The sequence below is a fragment of the Shouchella clausii genome (assembly GCF_002250115.1).
Taxonomy (GTDB): Bacteria; Bacillota; Bacilli; order Bacillales; family Bacillaceae_D; genus Shouchella; species Shouchella clausii.
The window spans coordinates 1,583,135-1,599,180 of sequence record NZ_CP019985.1; the positions used below are offsets into that span (position 1 = coordinate 1,583,135).

At 46.8% G+C, this 16,046-nt stretch carries 18 protein-coding genes; 14 read left to right on the plus strand and 4 right to left on the minus strand.

From position 1 onward, the window contains the following. Positions 1 to 15: 15 nt before the first annotated feature. A complete protein-coding gene (gene pdxK, locus BC8716_RS07600; RefSeq protein ID WP_063608971.1) occupies positions 16 to 828 on the minus strand; it encodes a pyridoxine/pyridoxal/pyridoxamine kinase in 813 nt (270 codons plus the stop codon). A gap of 192 nt (positions 829 to 1,020) precedes the next feature. Here pdxK and BC8716_RS07605 point away from each other — a divergent pair, with 192 nt between their 5' ends. From BC8716_RS07605 to putP, 8 genes are all read left to right on the plus strand, one after another. Beyond that, on the plus strand, positions 1,021 to 2,376 hold the full coding sequence (locus BC8716_RS07605; protein WP_216924237.1) for a YjiH family protein: 1,356 nt from the start codon (positions 1,021 to 1,023) through the stop codon (positions 2,374 to 2,376). A 119-nt stretch (positions 2,377 to 2,495) separates the two neighbouring features. Continuing rightward, a complete protein-coding gene (locus BC8716_RS07610) occupies positions 2,496 to 3,194 on the plus strand; it encodes a uracil-DNA glycosylase (protein WP_094424574.1) in 699 nt (232 codons plus the stop codon). After that, positions 3,184 to 4,224: an AbrB family transcriptional regulator gene (locus BC8716_RS07615; RefSeq protein ID WP_094424575.1), complete on the plus strand. Its 1,041-nt coding sequence runs from the start codon at positions 3,184 to 3,186 to the stop codon at positions 4,222 to 4,224. The genes BC8716_RS07610 and BC8716_RS07615 overlap by 11 nt, the downstream gene beginning before the upstream one ends. Before the next feature lie 232 nt (positions 4,225 to 4,456). Then, positions 4,457 to 5,707 (plus strand): ammonium transporter, encoded by a 1,251-nt coding sequence (locus BC8716_RS07620; RefSeq protein WP_169716003.1) that lies wholly within the window; start codon positions 4,457 to 4,459, stop codon positions 5,705 to 5,707. A gap of 1 nt (position 5,708) precedes the next feature. After that, on the plus strand, positions 5,709 to 6,623 hold the full coding sequence (locus BC8716_RS07625) for a DUF294 nucleotidyltransferase-like domain-containing protein (protein WP_094424577.1): 915 nt from the start codon (positions 5,709 to 5,711) through the stop codon (positions 6,621 to 6,623). Next, positions 6,620 to 7,339, plus strand: coding sequence for a 3'-5' exonuclease (locus tag BC8716_RS07630; protein WP_094424578.1), 720 nt, complete (start codon positions 6,620 to 6,622; stop codon positions 7,337 to 7,339). The genes BC8716_RS07625 and BC8716_RS07630 overlap by 4 nt, the downstream gene beginning before the upstream one ends. A 260-nt stretch (positions 7,340 to 7,599) precedes the next feature. Beyond that, positions 7,600 to 7,896, plus strand: a complete 297-nt coding sequence (locus BC8716_RS07635) for a YwdI family protein (RefSeq protein WP_094424579.1) — start codon at positions 7,600 to 7,602, stop codon at positions 7,894 to 7,896. A gap of 47 nt (positions 7,897 to 7,943) precedes the next feature. Next, entirely contained in the window at positions 7,944 to 9,446 is a 1,503-nt protein-coding gene (gene putP, locus BC8716_RS07640) for a sodium/proline symporter PutP (RefSeq protein WP_094424580.1), read from the plus strand. An 82-nt stretch (positions 9,447 to 9,528) separates the two neighbouring features. On the opposite strand, the gene BC8716_RS07645 is transcribed toward putP, so the two are convergent. Further along, complete coding sequence (locus tag BC8716_RS07645) at positions 9,529 to 10,143, minus strand: GNAT family N-acetyltransferase (protein ID WP_094424581.1); 615 nt, start codon at positions 10,141 to 10,143, stop codon at positions 9,529 to 9,531. A 126-nt stretch (positions 10,144 to 10,269) separates the two neighbouring features. Between BC8716_RS07645 and BC8716_RS07650 the strand changes: the two genes are divergently transcribed. Next, the gene (locus BC8716_RS07650; protein ID WP_011248756.1) at positions 10,270 to 10,644 is read left to right on the plus strand and encodes a DUF423 domain-containing protein; all 375 of its coding nucleotides are present in this window, start codon (positions 10,270 to 10,272) and stop codon (positions 10,642 to 10,644) included. A gap of 36 nt (positions 10,645 to 10,680) precedes the next feature. On the opposite strand, the gene gerQ is transcribed toward BC8716_RS07650, so the two are convergent. Beyond that, entirely contained in the window at positions 10,681 to 11,142 is a 462-nt protein-coding gene (gerQ, locus tag BC8716_RS07655) for a spore coat protein GerQ (RefSeq protein WP_254120673.1), read from the minus strand. Positions 11,143 to 11,162: 20 nt separating this feature from the next. Beyond that, positions 11,163 to 11,594, minus strand: a complete 432-nt coding sequence (locus BC8716_RS07660) for a cell wall hydrolase (protein WP_094424584.1) — start codon at positions 11,592 to 11,594, stop codon at positions 11,163 to 11,165. Between the two features lie 286 nt (positions 11,595 to 11,880). Here BC8716_RS07660 and BC8716_RS07665 point away from each other — a divergent pair, with 286 nt between their 5' ends. From BC8716_RS07665 to BC8716_RS07685, 5 genes are read left to right on the plus strand one after another with little or no spacing between them, the layout of a single operon-like run. Then, positions 11,881 to 12,612: a hypothetical protein gene (locus BC8716_RS07665; RefSeq protein WP_094424585.1), complete on the plus strand. Its 732-nt coding sequence runs from the start codon at positions 11,881 to 11,883 to the stop codon at positions 12,610 to 12,612. After that, positions 12,605 to 13,000, plus strand: coding sequence for a GntR family transcriptional regulator (locus BC8716_RS07670; protein ID WP_035205854.1), 396 nt, complete (start codon positions 12,605 to 12,607; stop codon positions 12,998 to 13,000). The genes BC8716_RS07665 and BC8716_RS07670 overlap by 8 nt, the downstream gene beginning before the upstream one ends. Beyond that, a complete protein-coding gene (locus BC8716_RS07675) occupies positions 12,997 to 13,875 on the plus strand; it encodes an ATP-binding cassette domain-containing protein (protein ID WP_094424586.1) in 879 nt (292 codons plus the stop codon). Before BC8716_RS07670 ends, BC8716_RS07675 begins: the two co-directional genes overlap by 4 nt. After that, positions 13,865 to 14,767, plus strand: coding sequence for an ABC transporter ATP-binding protein (locus BC8716_RS07680; protein ID WP_094424587.1), 903 nt, complete (start codon positions 13,865 to 13,867; stop codon positions 14,765 to 14,767). The genes BC8716_RS07675 and BC8716_RS07680 overlap by 11 nt, the downstream gene beginning before the upstream one ends. Further along, on the plus strand, positions 14,760 to 16,016 hold the full coding sequence (locus BC8716_RS07685) for an ABC transporter permease (RefSeq protein WP_094424588.1): 1,257 nt from the start codon (positions 14,760 to 14,762) through the stop codon (positions 16,014 to 16,016). Before BC8716_RS07680 ends, BC8716_RS07685 begins: the two co-directional genes overlap by 8 nt. Positions 16,017 to 16,046 lie beyond the last annotated feature (30 nt).

A 16,046-nucleotide genomic window follows, 5' to 3' on the forward strand; every position in this document is an offset into this window, starting at 1 on the left:
TTTTGTTGAGACTGGTTAGTTTTGTTTTTCGTGGCGGTAGGCGCCGTGGGCAACGGAACCGACGTATTCGTTGAGTCTGCTGCCGTGCTTGATCGCGGCAGTGACAAAGTCTTTCGCTGTGTGGATCGCTTCCTCAACCGATTTGCCTTTTGCAAGCATAGCAGTGATGGCTGCGGCAAACGTGCAGCCTGCTCCGTGGGTATAGGTCGTATCGATTTCTGGATTTTCAAGCAATGTGAAAGACTGGCCATCATACCAAACATCAACTGCTTGCGGGTGGTTAAGCTTGCTTCCACCCTTAATGACAACATGGTCTGCGCCTAGTTGGTGAATCGTTTGCGCTGCACGTTTGACATCGTCGAGTGTTTCAATACGTTGCCCAGAAAGCTGCGTGGCTTCAAACAAGTTTGGCGTAACGACAAATGCTTTTGGTACGAGGACATCGCGCAGGCATGCATCCGTTTCTGGATTGAGCGCTTCATCTGCGCCTTTGCAAACCATCACTGGATCGACAACAACCTTGTTAACGCCATACTCTTCAATTTTGTTGGCAACAAGTTCAATGATTTCAATCGATCCAAGCATTCCTGTTTTAACCGCATCAGCGCCAATGCCTTTTAACACTGTGTCTATTTGTTTGCCGACGAGTTTGGCATCTTGGGGGAATACTTCATGGGCCCAGTTTTCAAACGGATTTTGCGCAACAATAGTCGTCAAGGCATTCATGCCATAAACGCCAAGTTCTTGAAATGTCTTCAAGTCCGCTTGGATGCCGGCACCACCGCTTGTATCTGAGCCAGCAATTGTTAATGCTTTATAACGTTCCATTTTTCTCTCTCCTTCCTTGTCCGTGCTTTCCATTATACTAAAGCATGGGCGTCCTTAAAAGCAGTGGCGCTTTTGGAAATGATTTCCCTTTACTGAGATAGACCTCCTGTAAAAAATGTAATAGCCTGGAGAGGGATAGTTGTGTATAATGATTCATGTTATCTTATTCTTATCCATTTCGGAGGTCCTTTTATGGGAACGAAAGTAAATGTAAAAAATACACTGCTGTTTGTACTGCCATCTCTGATTGGCATTGTGTTGTTTATGACTCCTTTTACGGTGGTCGAAGAAGGCGAAACGAGTGTCAAGCTGCCCGTAGCCCTTGCCGCTGATTGGCTAATGGCGCTTCTTACGGTAGACACGATTATTTTAATCACGGTCATAGCGATGGTCATTTCTGCGTTGTTATCGGTTGTTTTTTCCGTGAAAAAGAGAGGCAGCGAGATTAACACACTTTGGGAAGGCGTTTTTGCAACCACTCCTGGGTGGATCGTCATTCGTGTTGTCGGAGCTATTTTAGGAGTGATGGTGTACGTCCAAATCGGGCCCCAGTTCCTAATTTCCGGCGACACCGGCCAAGTATTGTTGAACGATCTATTGCCGTTTTTGTTTACCATCTTTTTATTTGCTGGCATGCTGTTGCCGCTTTTGCTTAACTTCGGTTTGATGGAGTTTGTCGGCTCGTTGTTGAAAAACTTAATGCGCCCGTTATTCCGCTTGCCTGGGCGTGCCTCGATTGACTGTATTGCTTCTTGGATTGGCGATGGAACAGTAGGCGTCATGCTCTCGAACCAACAGTACGAGTCTGGGAAGTATACGCAAAGGGAAGCAGCAATTGTCGCTTCGGCATTCTCTGTTGTTTCGATTACCTTTAGCATTTATATTTTATCGCAACTAGGCATTAGCCATTTGTTTTGGCAGTTTTTCTTAACCTTGTTTGTTGCTGGTTTTCTTGCAGCGATTATCACGCCGCGAATTCCGCCGCTTTCTCGGAAAAAAGACACGTATATTGATGGCTCTCCAGGAAAACGGGAGCCAAAAGTGAAAGGCGTCTGGAAGCACGGTTTTTACGAAGCAGTCAGCAGGGCTGAAACGAGCGCCAAAAGTGGCAATAACGCAAAAAACGGTTTCAAAAATGTGTTGGACCTCTGGTTTGGTGTATTGCCTGTCGTCATGACGATTGGAACGCTCGCAGCTGCAGTGGCAACCTACACGCCACTGTTTGAATGGCTGGCTGTGCCTTTTATTCCACTCCTTGAATGGATGAACGTGCCCCAGGCTGCCGAGGCAAGCAAAACGATTTTAGTTGGCTTTGCAGATATGCTGTTGCCGACAGTCCTTGCAGAACCGTTTGGCATCACCAATGAATTTACATTGTTCGTGATCGGCACACTGTCTGTCTCGCAGCTCATTTATATGTCGGAAACAGGGGGCGTTTTAATCGCTTCCAAAATTCCTGTCAGCTTTTTCGATTGTGTGTTGCTCTTTTTAGTTCGCACGATCATTACATTGCCGATTATTGTGCTCATGGCCCATCTTCTGCTTTAAAACCACAAACTGCTCGTATGGCCAGCGGAACTTCTCCGCTGGTTTTTGCTGTTTGGCAACATTGGCCATTAACGTTATGATAGATATAGAGACAACTAGATGAAGAGGAGGAACTGAACATGCCTATTCTTCGTAACGATTGGAACGATGTGATTGGCGGCGAATTTCATAAAACGTATTACTTAGAGCTGCGTGAATTCTTGAAACGAGAGTACAAAGAGCAGACGGTCTACCCCCATATGAATGATTTGTTTAATGCTTTCCACTATACGCCGTTTGAACAAGTGAAAGTCGTTATTCTTGGGCAAGACCCTTATCATGGCCCAAACCAAGCCCATGGATTAAGTTTTTCTGTTAAACCAGAAGTGGCTGTCCCACCATCGCTTAAAAATATGTATAAAGAATTACAAGACGATTTGGGCGTTATGCCTGTAGACCATGGCTATTTAGAGCCGTGGGCCGATCAAGGCGTGCTGTTGTTAAACACTGTGCTCAGCGTCCGTAAAAGGCAGCCAGGCTCCCACAAAGGAAAAGGCTGGGAACTGTTTACGAACGAAGTCATTCATGCCTTAAATAAACGGGAAGAACCGGTTGCATTTGTGCTGTGGGGAAGGCATGCCCAAGCGAAAAAAGAGGCGATTGATGCAACACGCCATTTGATTATCGAGTCGGCCCACCCGAGCCCTTTTTCTGCAAATCGAGGTTTCTTTGGCAGCCGCCCGTTTTCGAAAATCAACCGTTGGCTGCAAGAACAGGGTAAAGCCCCGATCGATTGGCAGCTGCCTATGAAAGCAGAGCTCTATTCTTATGGGAAGTAAACTTGTTTTCCTCGCTGTATCTTTTGCAGTTGGCTGGTTGGTGCAAACGATTGGCATGCCAGCAGGTTGGTTGCTTGGCGCTTTGGCGACGGGCATTTTTTGGTCTTTTTTTGTCCAAAAGCTTATCTTCAAAAGCGAACTGTTCACTGTTTCACTTGCGTTAGTCGGCATTTCTATTGGGTTTATGGTCATTCCCGAGGAGCTATGGGCATACAGGATGTTGTTGCCCGCTTTTTTACTGACGTTGGCATTGACTCTTGCAGGTGGAATCTTACTTGGAAAAGGCTTTGAGAAGTGGGCGCATACGACAGGGAATACAGCATTCTTTTGTTGCCTGCCAGGGGGCGCCTCGGAAGTTATTGCTTTAAGCGAGCGTTACCAAGCAGACCAGCGGATTGTAGCGGCATTCCATACAACTAGGATTACTTTGTTTGTGCTCGTCGTCCCCCTTCTCGTAGGCCTCGCTACTGGAGGAGGCGTGTCTCTGCCGGCTGCAGCGACACAGCCATTTGCAGCAGATGCCTGGCTTGTTTTTCTCGCGTTGCTTGGTGCAGCGGTCATTTTTTGCTTAGCACGCTTTGTCACGTTTCCAGGAGCGCCGATGTTTTTAGCAATTGCCCTTGGCTTTGCCATCCACCAGCTGCTTGTGCCTGAATATAGCATGCCTAATATTGTTCTTGGCAGCGCCCAAGTGCTGATCGGCTCGTTGATTGGCATGCGCTTTGACCGGAAAACACTTAAGGAACTTAGCCGTATCGGCGCAGCAAGTGCAGCGGCATTGGCGCTTTATGTTTTGATGAGCGTCGGGCTAGCGCTAATTTTTTTCTTGCTTACGCCGCTGCCGTTTTTTACAAGTTTGCTAGCGATTGTGCCAGCTGGGGCTGCGGAAATGGCTTCGACAGCGGCTCAGCTAGAACTAGACGCGACCGCAGTAGCAACACTGCAAATGCTGCGCGTGCTTGCCTTATTCATCGCTTTGCCGTTTCTGATCAAATTATTTGCTAAGAAGGAAAATCAACACGCTTCATAACAAAGGAAAACCTCCGAAAACATACGTTTTCGGAGGTTTTCAGCCTTAACGATCATTTCCAGCCCGCTCGTCAGTGAAGCTTGTTTTATAGTTCTTCCGTCGCAGGAAATAATCCTATCTGCTACAAAAACAATGTTAGATATCCTGACATACTTATAGAACAATTCTGACATCAGATTATAATGACGATATAAAACAAGGGCTGGGGGGAGACGAATTGGAAACTGTACTTATGGATAATTTATGGCTTACCATTTCCGCAATATTAGTTCTTCTTATGCAAGGCGGTTTTATTTTGCTTGAAGCTGGCTCAACTCGGATGAAAAATGCCGGTCATATCGCAGGTAAAACGATTTTTACGGTCGGTATCGCTTCGCTTGTTTTTTGGGCCGTTGGTTATGGCTTTATATATGGGGACGGCAATCCGTTTATTGGCATGGCTGATTTCTTTTTTGGCAACTATGCAGATGGTGTTGGTTCGGTTGACTTCTTCTTCCAACTTACGTTTGCTGCAATTGCGTTAACGATTGCCTTTGGTGGTTTTGCTGAACGGGGGAAGCTTGCCGCATACGCGATTTTTGCTGTATTGTTCTCTGCCTTTGTTTACCCGCTCGTCGCACACTGGATTTGGTCAGACCAAGGCTGGCTGGCTAATTTAGGAAAGCAAGATTTTGCCGGTTCGACAGTCGTTCACTTGACGGGTGCAATGGCCGCTCTAGCAGCTACATTGATTTTAAAGCCACGTCTTGGCAAGTATGACAAAAATGGCAAAGTCAATGACTTGTTTGGCCATAACCAAGTGTATACCGCCCTTGGCGTGTTGATTTTGTGGGTCGGTTGGTTTGGGTTTAACGCTGGTTCGACTGGCGGCGTCGCTGATGCGTTCTTTGGTTATGTAGCACTAAATACACAGCTTGCGGCTGGAGCTGGCACCATTGCAGCACTGTTTCTTGTTTGGGCACTTAATGGAAAGGCCGACGTGCCGACGACATTAAACGGAACGCTCGCCGGCCTTGTTGCCATCACTGCTTCCTGTGCATTCGTTGCGCCGTGGGCTGCAGTCCTTATAGGTGTCATTGGCGGATTAATTGTCGTCGTTAGCATGAACATGTTTGATAAACTTAAAATTGACGATCCTATTTTTGCATTAAGCGTTCACGGTGTTGCTGGTGTATGGGGAACTCTATCAAACGGACTATTTGCAACGCCTGAATTAGCAGAAATGAACGGTGGTCTGCCTGGGTTGTTTTATGGCGGTGGTTTCGAACAGCTTGGCGTCCAACTATTAAGCGTGGTGGTTTGCGGTGTGTTTGCTTTTGTCGCTTCTTACGTATTGTTGTTAATAACAAAAGGGCTTCTCGGCGGAAACTTGCGCGTTACAGAGGAAGAAGAAATTCTAGGGCTCGATATGAGTGAGCACGGTTCTTACGGGTATCCTGAAACTGTCAAGTCTGAAAAAACGTCTACGCAAACAGGTTCTTAACATGAGCAAACCATTGGCCTATGCAAAAGAATTGCAGGCTTACCATGAACAAAAATTACATGCTGCTGTTTGGGCTGCAGGAGAAGAAATAAAAAAGGAGCTGGGAGAATTCCCCGCTCCCTTTGCCTTTTTTGTTATGGGCAGCGCGGGGCGCAAGGAGCAAATTTACGACAGTGATCAAGACCATGGCATTGTTTTCAAAGGAGAAGATGATCGCCATTTGCCCTATTTTTTAACTTTTGGCGAAAGGATTGTGACACGGCTTGAAGCTGCTGGCTATGAACGTTGTATTGGCGGCGTGATGGCCTCATGTGAACGGTGGTGCGGTTCAGCCGAAAAATGGTCTCAACAGCTGGAACATTGGCTCACAGAAGATACGTTTGAACATGTGCGCTATGTTCTCACATTTTTCGATGCCCGGACGATTCTAGGAGAACATGCATTAGTTTTAGACTTGAAAAAACAATTGTTTGCCCAAATGGAGCGCTCTCCCCACTTAATGAAACGGTTTGCTGACAATACCGGAAGAATGCCACAAGCTCGCAATTTATTTGGGCAACTCCTTGTTGAGCAGCGCGGTGAACACCAAGGGGCCTTAAATGTGAAAGAGCAAATTCTGTTTCCGTATGTCAATGGCATGCGCTTGCTTGCTCTTCAGCAGCGCATGATGGCTACGTCAACTTTAGAACGATTCGCGGCTCTCCCGCCGGGTAGCGGTTTTGAGGAAGCTGAACGCTCTTTTGCCTCCTTATTTGAGCGGCGGGCTTACTGGATTAAGCAGTTTTCTTCCTATAAGTACATTATCCCTAGCCAACTAACAAAAGAAGAACGCAATGACTTGAAAACGTGGGCAAAAGAGGGGCGCCGCCTTTATGAAACAATCCAGAAAATCGTTGAGGCAGGCGGAAGCAAATGATGAACAACATGATGCAATTTATGCGGCAATTATCAAATCGCTTCGGGTTCGCCATGTCGGCGGCGGAAACGGGGAATGCTGCCCAAATGGCACGTTTTCGCCGTTTTCAAAAGGAAGCTCAGCTCGATGTCCTCCACATTCCTTTTGCTCAGCTCCCGATTGTTGTATTTGATTTAGAAACAAGCGGATTCCATCCAGACCAAGGCGATGGCATTTTATCGATAGGGGCCGTGAAAGTAACTGGAAATGAAGTTCACAACGATCATTTTTATGAGACGATCAAACCAAAGCAGCCTCCATGTGAGGAGGTGCTGCGCCTGACCGGTTTGTCTTTGCAGGAGCTAGACCAATCTCCGCCAATAAATGACGTGTTGCTTCGATTCTACGATTTCACTGGCGCAGCAACACTTGTTGCCCACCATGCCGCCCATGAGCGCAAGTTTATGCGCCATGCGACATGGCAAGAGCTAGGCCGTACGTTTACACATCGGCTCATCGATACAACGTTTTTAACGAAAATAACCGCCGCCCACCAGCAGTTTCAAACACTTGATGACTGGTGCGATGCTTATGGGATAGCGATTAGCCAGCGCCACCATGCTTTAGCGGATGCACATATGACGGCCAAGCTTTGGGCGAAACATATTACACTGGCAGAACATGCAGGCTATTATTGCCTCGGGGATATTTATAAAGAGCTTGCCCTAAGAAAATAAAGGGAGCAAGCTCTTTTTGGAGAATAAAAGAAGAAGAATGAGAATCGTTGCTGTTTCTAGCGAATCGGAGAGGTGACCTAACTTAACCTGGAGAAATGAAAACGGACTCGTTTTTCGCCGTGAAAACACGATTTTCTTTAAGGCAATGCACCGTGCTATGATGGATAAGTTGATTTCATCATGAGCGAACGTGGTGGTCTTTCTTTTCACAAGCTTCACGTTGTCGCATTCGTTTTTCCATGATGAGAAAGGAGGCGTTTATGCATATACACGCAGAAGATGTGCTGTTGCAAATGGAACGGCAAATGGGGAGAATCGCGAAAGCCGTTAAAGACAATGACGGGGACGAATTAAAAGAAGCGGCTGCTGTGTTGGAGAGCTATTGCCAGTTGTTAAAAGGGCATCCTCTTGAGTCTAGGTTACAGCAAGAGAAAACAAAGCCGATTTCGTATCCATTGCCTGTTCAAAAGCGAGTTCCGGAAACGAAGGAATTTGGTTCTCCTTTGGCCGAAACGGAAGGTGAACAAGAGGAAAAGCGAAATTTACTTGATTTTTGATAAAGTCGCCTCCTAATAGAGGCTGCCTTTTAATAGAAAGGATGTAGATGCTCATTCGTTATGAAATTATTGTTTCCGTTATAATTTATTTGCTGATTATGCTAGTGATTGGTTACTATGGCTATAAAAAAACAGTAAGCCATTCCGATTATACGCTCGGTGGCAGAGGTCTTTCGCCAACAGTAGCAGCGTTGAGCGCAGGCGCCTCTGATATGAGTGGTTGGTTAATGTTGGCTTTGCCTGGTTCGATGTATTTGACAGGCATTGGCGCCGGCTGGCTGGCATTTGGCTTAATTTTAGGCGCTTATTTAAACTGGGTTTTTCTTGCTCCGAGGTTGCGCACTTATACAGAAACGGCGAATGATTCGATTACCATTCCAGCCTTTCTAGAAAACCGATTTAATGACACATCCAAACTATTGCGCATGCTGTCAAGTTTGATTATCATTGGCTTTTTTACGCTTTATGTTTCGTCAGGCATGGTATCGGGCGGCGTCGTGTTTGAGTCGGTGCTTGGAATTGAGTACCGGACAGGGCTTTTGATTGTGGCAGGAGTGACGATTGCGTACACGCTGTTTGGCGGTTTTTTAGCAGTGAGCTGGACAGATGTTGTCCAAGGCGGCGTCATGATGTTGGCGTTATTGCTTGTGCCAGCTTTTGCACTGGCTGAGGTTGGCGGGGTTTCAAGCACCTTTACGCAAATCCGCGACATCGATCCGTTTTTAATGGACATTTTCCGTGGCGTGTCGGTTATTGGCATTATAGGGTCCCTTGCTTGGGGGCTTGGTTATTTCGGGCAGCCACATATCATTGTCCGGTTTATGGCGCTAAGGACGGCGAAAGAGGCAAAACCGGCGCGGCGCATTGGCATGACTTGGATGGGATTGTCTATTGTTGGCGCCATGTTTACTGGCCTTGTCGGAAGAGCTTATTTAACAGGGGAAGGGGTTTTCTTAGAGACAGCAGAAGCGTCGGAAACGGTCTTTGTTGTCATGGGCGATATGCTGTTTCACCCATATGTCATTGGCTTTATTTTTAGCGCCATACTTGCTGCCGTAATGAGTACGATTTCCTCGCAATTGCTCGTCACATCCAGTTCACTGACGGAAGATATTTATAAGACGTTTTTAAAGCGAGAACCGAGCGATCGTGAAATGGTCATGCTCGGACGTGGCGCGGTTTTAGTCGTTTCATTGGTCGCTTTAGCCTTATCTTGGCAACAAAACAGTACCATTCTAGAGCTTGTCAGTTATGCCTGGGCTGGATTTGGCGCTGCTTTTGGACCTGTGATGTTGATTTCCCTTTACTGGAAGGGGATGACGAAATGGGGGGCGCTTGCAGGCATGGGTGCTGGGGCGCTTGTCGTTGTCATTTGGGCCAATACGAACCTTTATGCATTGCTTGGAATGAATGAACGAGTTTATGAGTTGTTGCCTGGCTTTATCGTCGCTGCCCTTGTGATTTATGTTGTTAGCAAGCTGACAACGAATCCAAAGCAAGTCCAGGAAGGGTTTGATGTGTTTAAGCAGCGGCTCGATGAAACCAAGTAATAGGACCAAGGCAAACGACGAATTATGCGAGCGTTTGTCTACAGCCTGAGCCCCGCCTATGTTTTAGGCGGGGCTTAAACGTCTAACGGACAGGAGGGCGCCACTCCACAAAAACGCCATAGTTCAACGATTCTGCATCTTCTACATAACCGTTAAGCACATGGGTAGGAGTAAGTCCTTGTTTCATCATAAACGAAAGGACTTGGTCGCTGCGCTTGCCGTTTTTTACTTCGGAAACATATTGTTCTGGTCCAATTTCTGTTGAAACGGCATGATAGCCAGGAATACGGCAGACAGCGGCAAACCGTGTCAGACCAAGTTGGATGACCGTCTGCTTGCGCGCTTCATAGAGTGCTGCGGCAACCCCTTTGCCACGGTAACGGGGACGGACGCATAAGTCGATGCCATACAGTGTGTCTCCATCAGGTTGGTGGGAAGCGCGGATGAGGCCGTTGTCGCTTATTTCTTCCCATGTATGAGAGCGGTCGGCATTACTGACGAGAAGGGAAGTGGCTGAACCAGCGACTTCGCCATTGATTTCAGCAAGCAAAGCGCCTGCAGGGAAAACAGCTGCATGTGCTTCGACTTGTTCTACGGTCCACCATAACTCTGAAGGGAACGGCGGCGGAAACGCTTCTTTTTGGATTTGCAGCAACGCTCTATAATCGGCTGCGCTATAGCGCCTAATCGCAATCACAAATCGTTCATCCTTTCTTCACGTTTCATTCAATTATACCATTTCCTTCGCTGCGCATGGCGTGTTGCTAGTAAGGAACTATGCTATAGTGGAAGCATGGACGAAACAAGTGGAGGTGATCAAAGCGTGGCAAAACTCTTTTTGCTATTAGGCGCACTGGCGATGGCCCTTGGGGTAGCGATTGGCGCATTCGGCGCCCATGGGCTTGACGGAAAAATAAGTGAGCGGATGATGAGCAACTATCAGACTGGCGTTCACTACCACATGGTGCACGGGCTTGGCTTAATTGCAGCCGGCTTATTTGCTCTAAAACTAGGCAGTTCCGGGCTTGTGAATGGAGCAGGCTGGGCGTTTTTAGCCGGAATTGTCCTATTTTCAGGCAGCCTCTACGTCATGGCATTAACGGGAATTACGAAACTAGGGGCGATTACGCCAATTGGCGGCGTTGCGTTTATCGTCGGCTGGGTATTGCTAGGCTTGGCAGCAATGCGGCATTTATAACTATGAACGGCTGAGCAAAGCTCAGCCGTTCATTCTTTAACGAGGCGGGTATTGAGACAAGCCTGGTTCATATCCATACTGATATGTATAGGCGATTGGCTCATCAAATGTAACGAAGTCGAGGTTGACCATTAACAGCAAGTAATGCTCGCCTGTCTCCGGGTTTCCAAGTACAATGTGGTCGCGCCCTGCCTCTTCAATCCTGCCGCGAAAGACTCGCGCATTCCATTCGCTGTTCCCTTCAAATGTTTGATGGACGGTCACAAATTTGCCCCGGTTTAAACGCAAAATGTTTTCAATGAACGATTGCTCTAACGGCAACATGCCTCCTTGCCCAGCAGGCGGTGTTTGTTGTTGCTGCACAAATCCAGGCACTTGGTACCCTTGTGCTGAAAATTGCGGTTGTTGCATCATTTGTTGTTGGCCTTGCCCTTGGCCTCCATATTGGCCGTATCCTTGTTGCTGGCGATTGGCTTCATTCTCGTCGTATGAATACATGTTTGCCACCCTTTCTATCCTTAAAATGTGCTAAACACGTCGGCGCACTCTGCTTCGAGCGGCTGGTAAAAACAGTGGTTTTTGAAACGCCCGGCATTCCATTGCCCCCACCATTGCGCCGGACAGGCACCTTCAGGCCGGAAAAACCAGAGCGAAAAGCTGGCTGGGTGGGTTCTCTCCCCGTTTACGAGCCGCCGTGCCAAGCGCCGTTCCCTTTCTCGTGCCCTTTGATAAAAATAGCTTTTCTGAACCGCCTCAAATCCACCAGGGGATTGGAACGCCATTTGTGGAATCGTCCTTATATTTGCGAAATCAAGACAGTCGACGCGCACGCGGTTGACCATCACATTTCCTGCCATAAGCATGCCTTCCTCGCCTTCGCCTTCTGCCTCTGCTCTTATAAGACGGGCCAGCATATCAATATCATTGGATGATGCTTGAATCACAGCCAATTTGACACCTCCACATATGAATGCACGCAAGGTTGGTGAACGGATCCGATCTGCCAACAATAAGAAAAGCTTAAAAAACGGGGTTTTTGCTTAAATCGAGTCATTTTTAAAGATATGATCAGGCAATTAAGAATATGCCCTAGATAAGGAGACTTCAGCTTGTATCCATTTGAAAAACAAGAGGCGGAAAAACGTGCTTTACTTTTTTTACTTGCACAGAAAGAAAAGGTGTGTAATACTGTGTATGTAGATATAAACAGATGAACATTGAAAAGGACTGTTGCATATGGCGAATGCCTACAAACTGCTGCTAGTCGAGTTCCGGAAAATGGGAATTGGCCGTTGGATCGGGATTGTGGCAACGGCTTTGCTATGGGGCGTCTTGTATAGCATGCTTGTTGTTGACATTGGCCCACGGATTGAAAATGGGATTATTGCCCCAGGCTTAGGCGTCGTATTGCTCGTGGTGTTGTTTTTCTACCCTATTTTTTTTGTGCGTGGGGAAGCTTATCGGATACGGGATCCATACGGCAAAGTTGCCGTGCCTGATATTTACGTGCTTTTGAAAATGATGCCGCTCAAAAATAGTGAAAAGGCGCTAAACCGGATGTTAAGCATGTCGGCTTTTATTTTAGTGGCTAACGCCTTTCTCAATGTGTCAATTTTTGCCAGTTCTTTTTTAATCGGACATTCGCCCCTTTGGGGCGTAAAGGCGGCATTAGCTTGGCTACTCCTAACGTGGGTGAGCGGGCTTATATGGGTGGCATGTGAGCCTTACGCGCGAACATACCGCCATCGGGATTGGTTAGAATTTTTTGCTTGGATGGCCCCTGTCGTTATTGTTTTATCATTGGTTGGATGGCTCAGTGATTTATGGTTCTTCGGCATTGTTATTTATTTTCTATACCATGCGCCGCAGGTGACGTTGGCAGTGCTGTTTGTGCTGCTAGTTATCCAGTTTTTTGTAACGTTCAAAGTAGTCTCATCCGCTTTTGAAAAGGTGGATTACTATGTCTGATCGGTTGCCGATTCAACTAGATGAGTCAAGCCGCACCCCCATTTACGATCAAATTGAAGCACAGCTGAAATCGCTGATTGTGAGCGGCCAACTTCCGGCTGGAACGGCATTGCCGTCAATTCGGAAACTAGCAGCGTCACTGTCTTGCAGTGTGATTACGACGAGGCGGTCATACCAAAACCTTGAGCAACAAGGCTACATTAAAACGATCCAAGGGAAAGGAACGTTTGTGAGCGAAATGAGTATGCAAGACCAGTCGGAGCAAAAACAAGAAGCGGTGCAAAAAGCGTTAGAGCAAGCTGCCGCAGTAGGGCGCAGCTATGGTTATAGCAAGGAAGAGCTGTCCAATTGGTTTGCTGCCGTTTTAGAAGGGGGGGAAGAAAGATGATCATATGTACGGAGATCGAAAAGCGGGTGGACGCTCGTTTTTCAACGGGTCCGATTTCCTTTCAGGTTGAACGAGGAACCGTTACGGCTCTCGTAGGGAAAAATGGCTCAGGAAAAAGCACGATTTTACGGATGATATCTGGCATGGTACATCCCGATGCAGGGACAATCGAACGGTTTCGCCAACAAGTGGGAGAGAGGGAGTGGAAAAATCAGCTCGCCTTTATTCCACAAACAAGCAAATCGTTTGAAAAGTACACGCTTTCTCATTTAGCCGCCATATACCGGATTGGCTTTCAAACTTGGAACGAACAGCGGTTTTTGCAGCTTGTGGAGCAGTACCGTCTGCCGCTCAATAAACAAATAAGCCAATTTTCCGGGGGTATGCAGAGAGTCGCACTTGCCGTTTTAGCACTTTCCAGAAACTCTAAAGTGCTCATTATGGATGAGCCTTTTGCAGGCGTCGATATTGAATCACAAGAATGGCTTCGTAACGAATGGCTTCAGTACTTGGAAGAAGACCCAGAAAGGGCGATTGTCTTTTCGAGTCACGTGCCTGATGAAATCAAAGATTTAGCCGATTTTATTATTTGCGTGCAAGACGGCAAACAGACAGGCTACTATGAAAAAGACACGTTGCTGAGCAGTTGGGCTCGCTTTTGGGCGGTTGCCGATTTAAATGTTGTGCGAAACATGGCCGGGGTGCACTCCGTAATACAGAGAGGACCACAAATCGAAATCATTTCAAGTGACAATGGGCAAACAGAAGCAGCGATGCTTGCCGCCGGTTTCGAAATTACTATGAAGCAGCCGCTTAAAATGGCAGAGATCTTACGGTTGCTTATCCAAGAAAGGGAGATGGAAGATGACGCTTGAAATTAAGCAAGTGCGCAAACGGTTCAACCAACATGTTGCCGTCGACGGGATTTCCGTTAGCGTTGAAAAAGGCAATATGTTCGGGATGCTTGGCGCGAATGGGGCTGGAAAAACAACGACATTTCGAATGATTTTAGGATTGCTCGAGCCAACGGAAGGGTCGATTACTTGGGAAAACAAGCAACTTTCTTATAAAAATACCCATTTGATTGGCTACTTGCCTGAAGAACGGGGGCTGTACCCAAAACTTACTGTCCGCGATCAACTTACGTACTTAGGGAAATTAAAAGGAATGAAAGTGCAAGAGATCCACAAAGAGATCAAGCAATGGCTTAAACGATTTCAAGTGGAAGAATACGAAACAAAGAAAGTGGAAGAACTGTCGAAAGGAAACCAACAAAAGATCCAATTTGTTGCAGCAGTGCTCCATAAGCCAGAGCTGTTAATTTTAGACGAACCGTTTAGCGGCCTTGATCCAGTAAACTCCGACATGTTGAAAAACGCTGTCCGTTATTTGCAGGAACTTGGCACGACGATTGTGTTTTCAAGCCACCAAATGCGCAATGTCGAGGAAATGTGCGAAGACATTATTATGCTAAAGCGTGGGAAAGCGGTGCTGCAAGGCAGTCTGACTGATATTAAACGGAGCTATGGCATAAAAAATGTCTCGATTCATGCTGATTATGATTTGTCGTTTTTAGCTTCTGATCCTCATGTGACTAATTTGACGCCAATTAAAAATGGCGTTATCGCCCGGGTTGAAAATGAAGAAGCGGCAAAAGCCGTGTTCGCTCGCGTTGCCGAAAAAGGCTTTGTTCGCAAATTTGAAGTGGAAGAACCAAGCTTGCATGATATTTTCATTGACCAAGTGGGAGGCGGAGCGAATGAATAATTTTTGGACGATAGTCGGCCATACGGCGGGAAGCCGGCTAAAGGCAAAATCGTTTATCATTTCTACAGTGGTGATCATGGCAATTGTTATTATTGCCACAAACCTTTCATCGATCATCTCTGCATTTTCCGGAGATGAGGAAAATGAAGTCCAGCAAGTCGCTATTATCGATGAAACCGAAAACGCAGGGGATGTGGCAACAATACTTGCAACTACCCACGAAGAATCGTTGTATTCATTTTCAGTCGTGGAAGATGCATCTTTGAAAGCGACTCTCGAAAGCGCCCGAGACGGCGACTATGATTATGTCCTTCATTTAAATGGATCGCAAAGTGAATTAAACGCCACACTCTATGGCGGGGGCGATGATTACGAAGCGGTAGCTGCGATTGAGCAGGAAGTGCAGCGCGTCAAAGAAGCTGTATTAACGAGTGCACTTAATTTAAGCGAGTCGGACCTTGCCGCTATTTTTGAACCGATCTCTTTTGCCCAGGAGCCATTGGAAGAAGGGGGAGCGATAGAGACGGAAGAATCGCAAATGCAGGCGTCCTTTACTGTATTAGGCGTGACCTATGTGTTGTTTTTTATCATTGTTTCTTTTGGTGTCATGATTGCCACAGAGGTAGCCGTCGAAAAGTCCTCTCGTGTGATGGAATTGATTGTTTCCAGCGTCAATCCGGTTGTGCAAATGTTTGGCAAATTAGTCGGCATTGGTCTTGTCGGCATTGTCAATATGGTTGCAATTGGGGCAGCGTTAGTCATCGGTATGTTAGTTGGCGGGAATGAGATTGGCGAACTTTTAAGCGGCGATTTCATTGACATGAGTTTGCTCGGTTACGCGTTTTTCTTAACAATTCTTGGCTATTTCTTGTTTGGCGGCGTTGCGGCTACGTTGGGCGCCCTTGTCAGCCGAACGGAAGACGTCAATTCATCGATACAGCCACTGACCTTTATCGCTATGGCTGGATTCTTTATCGTTTCATTTGGTTTAAGCACTCCAGATGCGCCATTTATTACAGTTGCCTCTTATATTCCATTTTTCACGCCGCAGCTTTTGACAATGCGCATTGGTATGGGCGTCATTGCTGGCTGGGAAATTGCGCTCTTGTTTGCGCTTTTAATTGCAAGTGTGGTCGCCGTCAATATTTTGGCTGCCCGTGTGTATAAAGGCGGGGTTTTGATGTATGGCAAAGTGTCGATGAAAGAAGGCATAAAGCAGGCGTTGGCTTTGTCGAAAAAGGAAAAATAAGCGCGGCAAAGGTTTGTCCTGAAGATACGA

Bases quoted from the DNA above. Each gene is read 5' to 3' on its own strand.
- BC8716_RS07610 (WP_094424574.1), top strand. From the start codon at position 2,496: ATGCCTATTCTTCGTAACGATTGGAACGATGTGATTGGCGGCGAATTT.
- BC8716_RS07615 (WP_094424575.1), top strand. From the start codon at position 3,184: ATGGGAAGTAAACTTGTTTTCCTCGCTGTATCTTTTGCAGTTGGCTGG.
- BC8716_RS07675 (WP_094424586.1), top strand. From the start codon at position 12,997: ATGATCATATGTACGGAGATCGAAAAGCGGGTGGACGCTCGTTTTTCA.
- BC8716_RS07685 (WP_094424588.1), top strand. From the start codon at position 14,760: ATGAATAATTTTTGGACGATAGTCGGCCATACGGCGGGAAGCCGGCTA.
- BC8716_RS07670 (WP_035205854.1), top strand. From the start codon at position 12,605: ATGTCTGATCGGTTGCCGATTCAACTAGATGAGTCAAGCCGCACCCCC.
- gerQ (WP_254120673.1), bottom strand. From the start codon at position 11,142: ATGTATTCATACGACGAGAATGAAGCCAATCGCCAGCAACAAGGATAC.
- BC8716_RS07605 (WP_216924237.1), top strand. From the start codon at position 1,021: ATGGGAACGAAAGTAAATGTAAAAAATACACTGCTGTTTGTACTGCCA.
- BC8716_RS07680 (WP_094424587.1), top strand. From the start codon at position 13,865: ATGACGCTTGAAATTAAGCAAGTGCGCAAACGGTTCAACCAACATGTT.
- BC8716_RS07620 (WP_169716003.1), top strand. From the start codon at position 4,457: ATGGATAATTTATGGCTTACCATTTCCGCAATATTAGTTCTTCTTATG.
- putP (WP_094424580.1), top strand. From the start codon at position 7,944: ATGCTCATTCGTTATGAAATTATTGTTTCCGTTATAATTTATTTGCTG.
- BC8716_RS07630 (WP_094424578.1), top strand. From the start codon at position 6,620: ATGATGAACAACATGATGCAATTTATGCGGCAATTATCAAATCGCTTC.
- pdxK (WP_063608971.1), bottom strand. From the start codon at position 828: ATGGAACGTTATAAAGCATTAACAATTGCTGGCTCAGATACAAGCGGT.
- BC8716_RS07625 (WP_094424577.1), top strand. From the start codon at position 5,709: ATGAGCAAACCATTGGCCTATGCAAAAGAATTGCAGGCTTACCATGAA.
- BC8716_RS07635 (WP_094424579.1), top strand. From the start codon at position 7,600: ATGCATATACACGCAGAAGATGTGCTGTTGCAAATGGAACGGCAAATG.
- BC8716_RS07665 (WP_094424585.1), top strand. From the start codon at position 11,881: ATGGCGAATGCCTACAAACTGCTGCTAGTCGAGTTCCGGAAAATGGGA.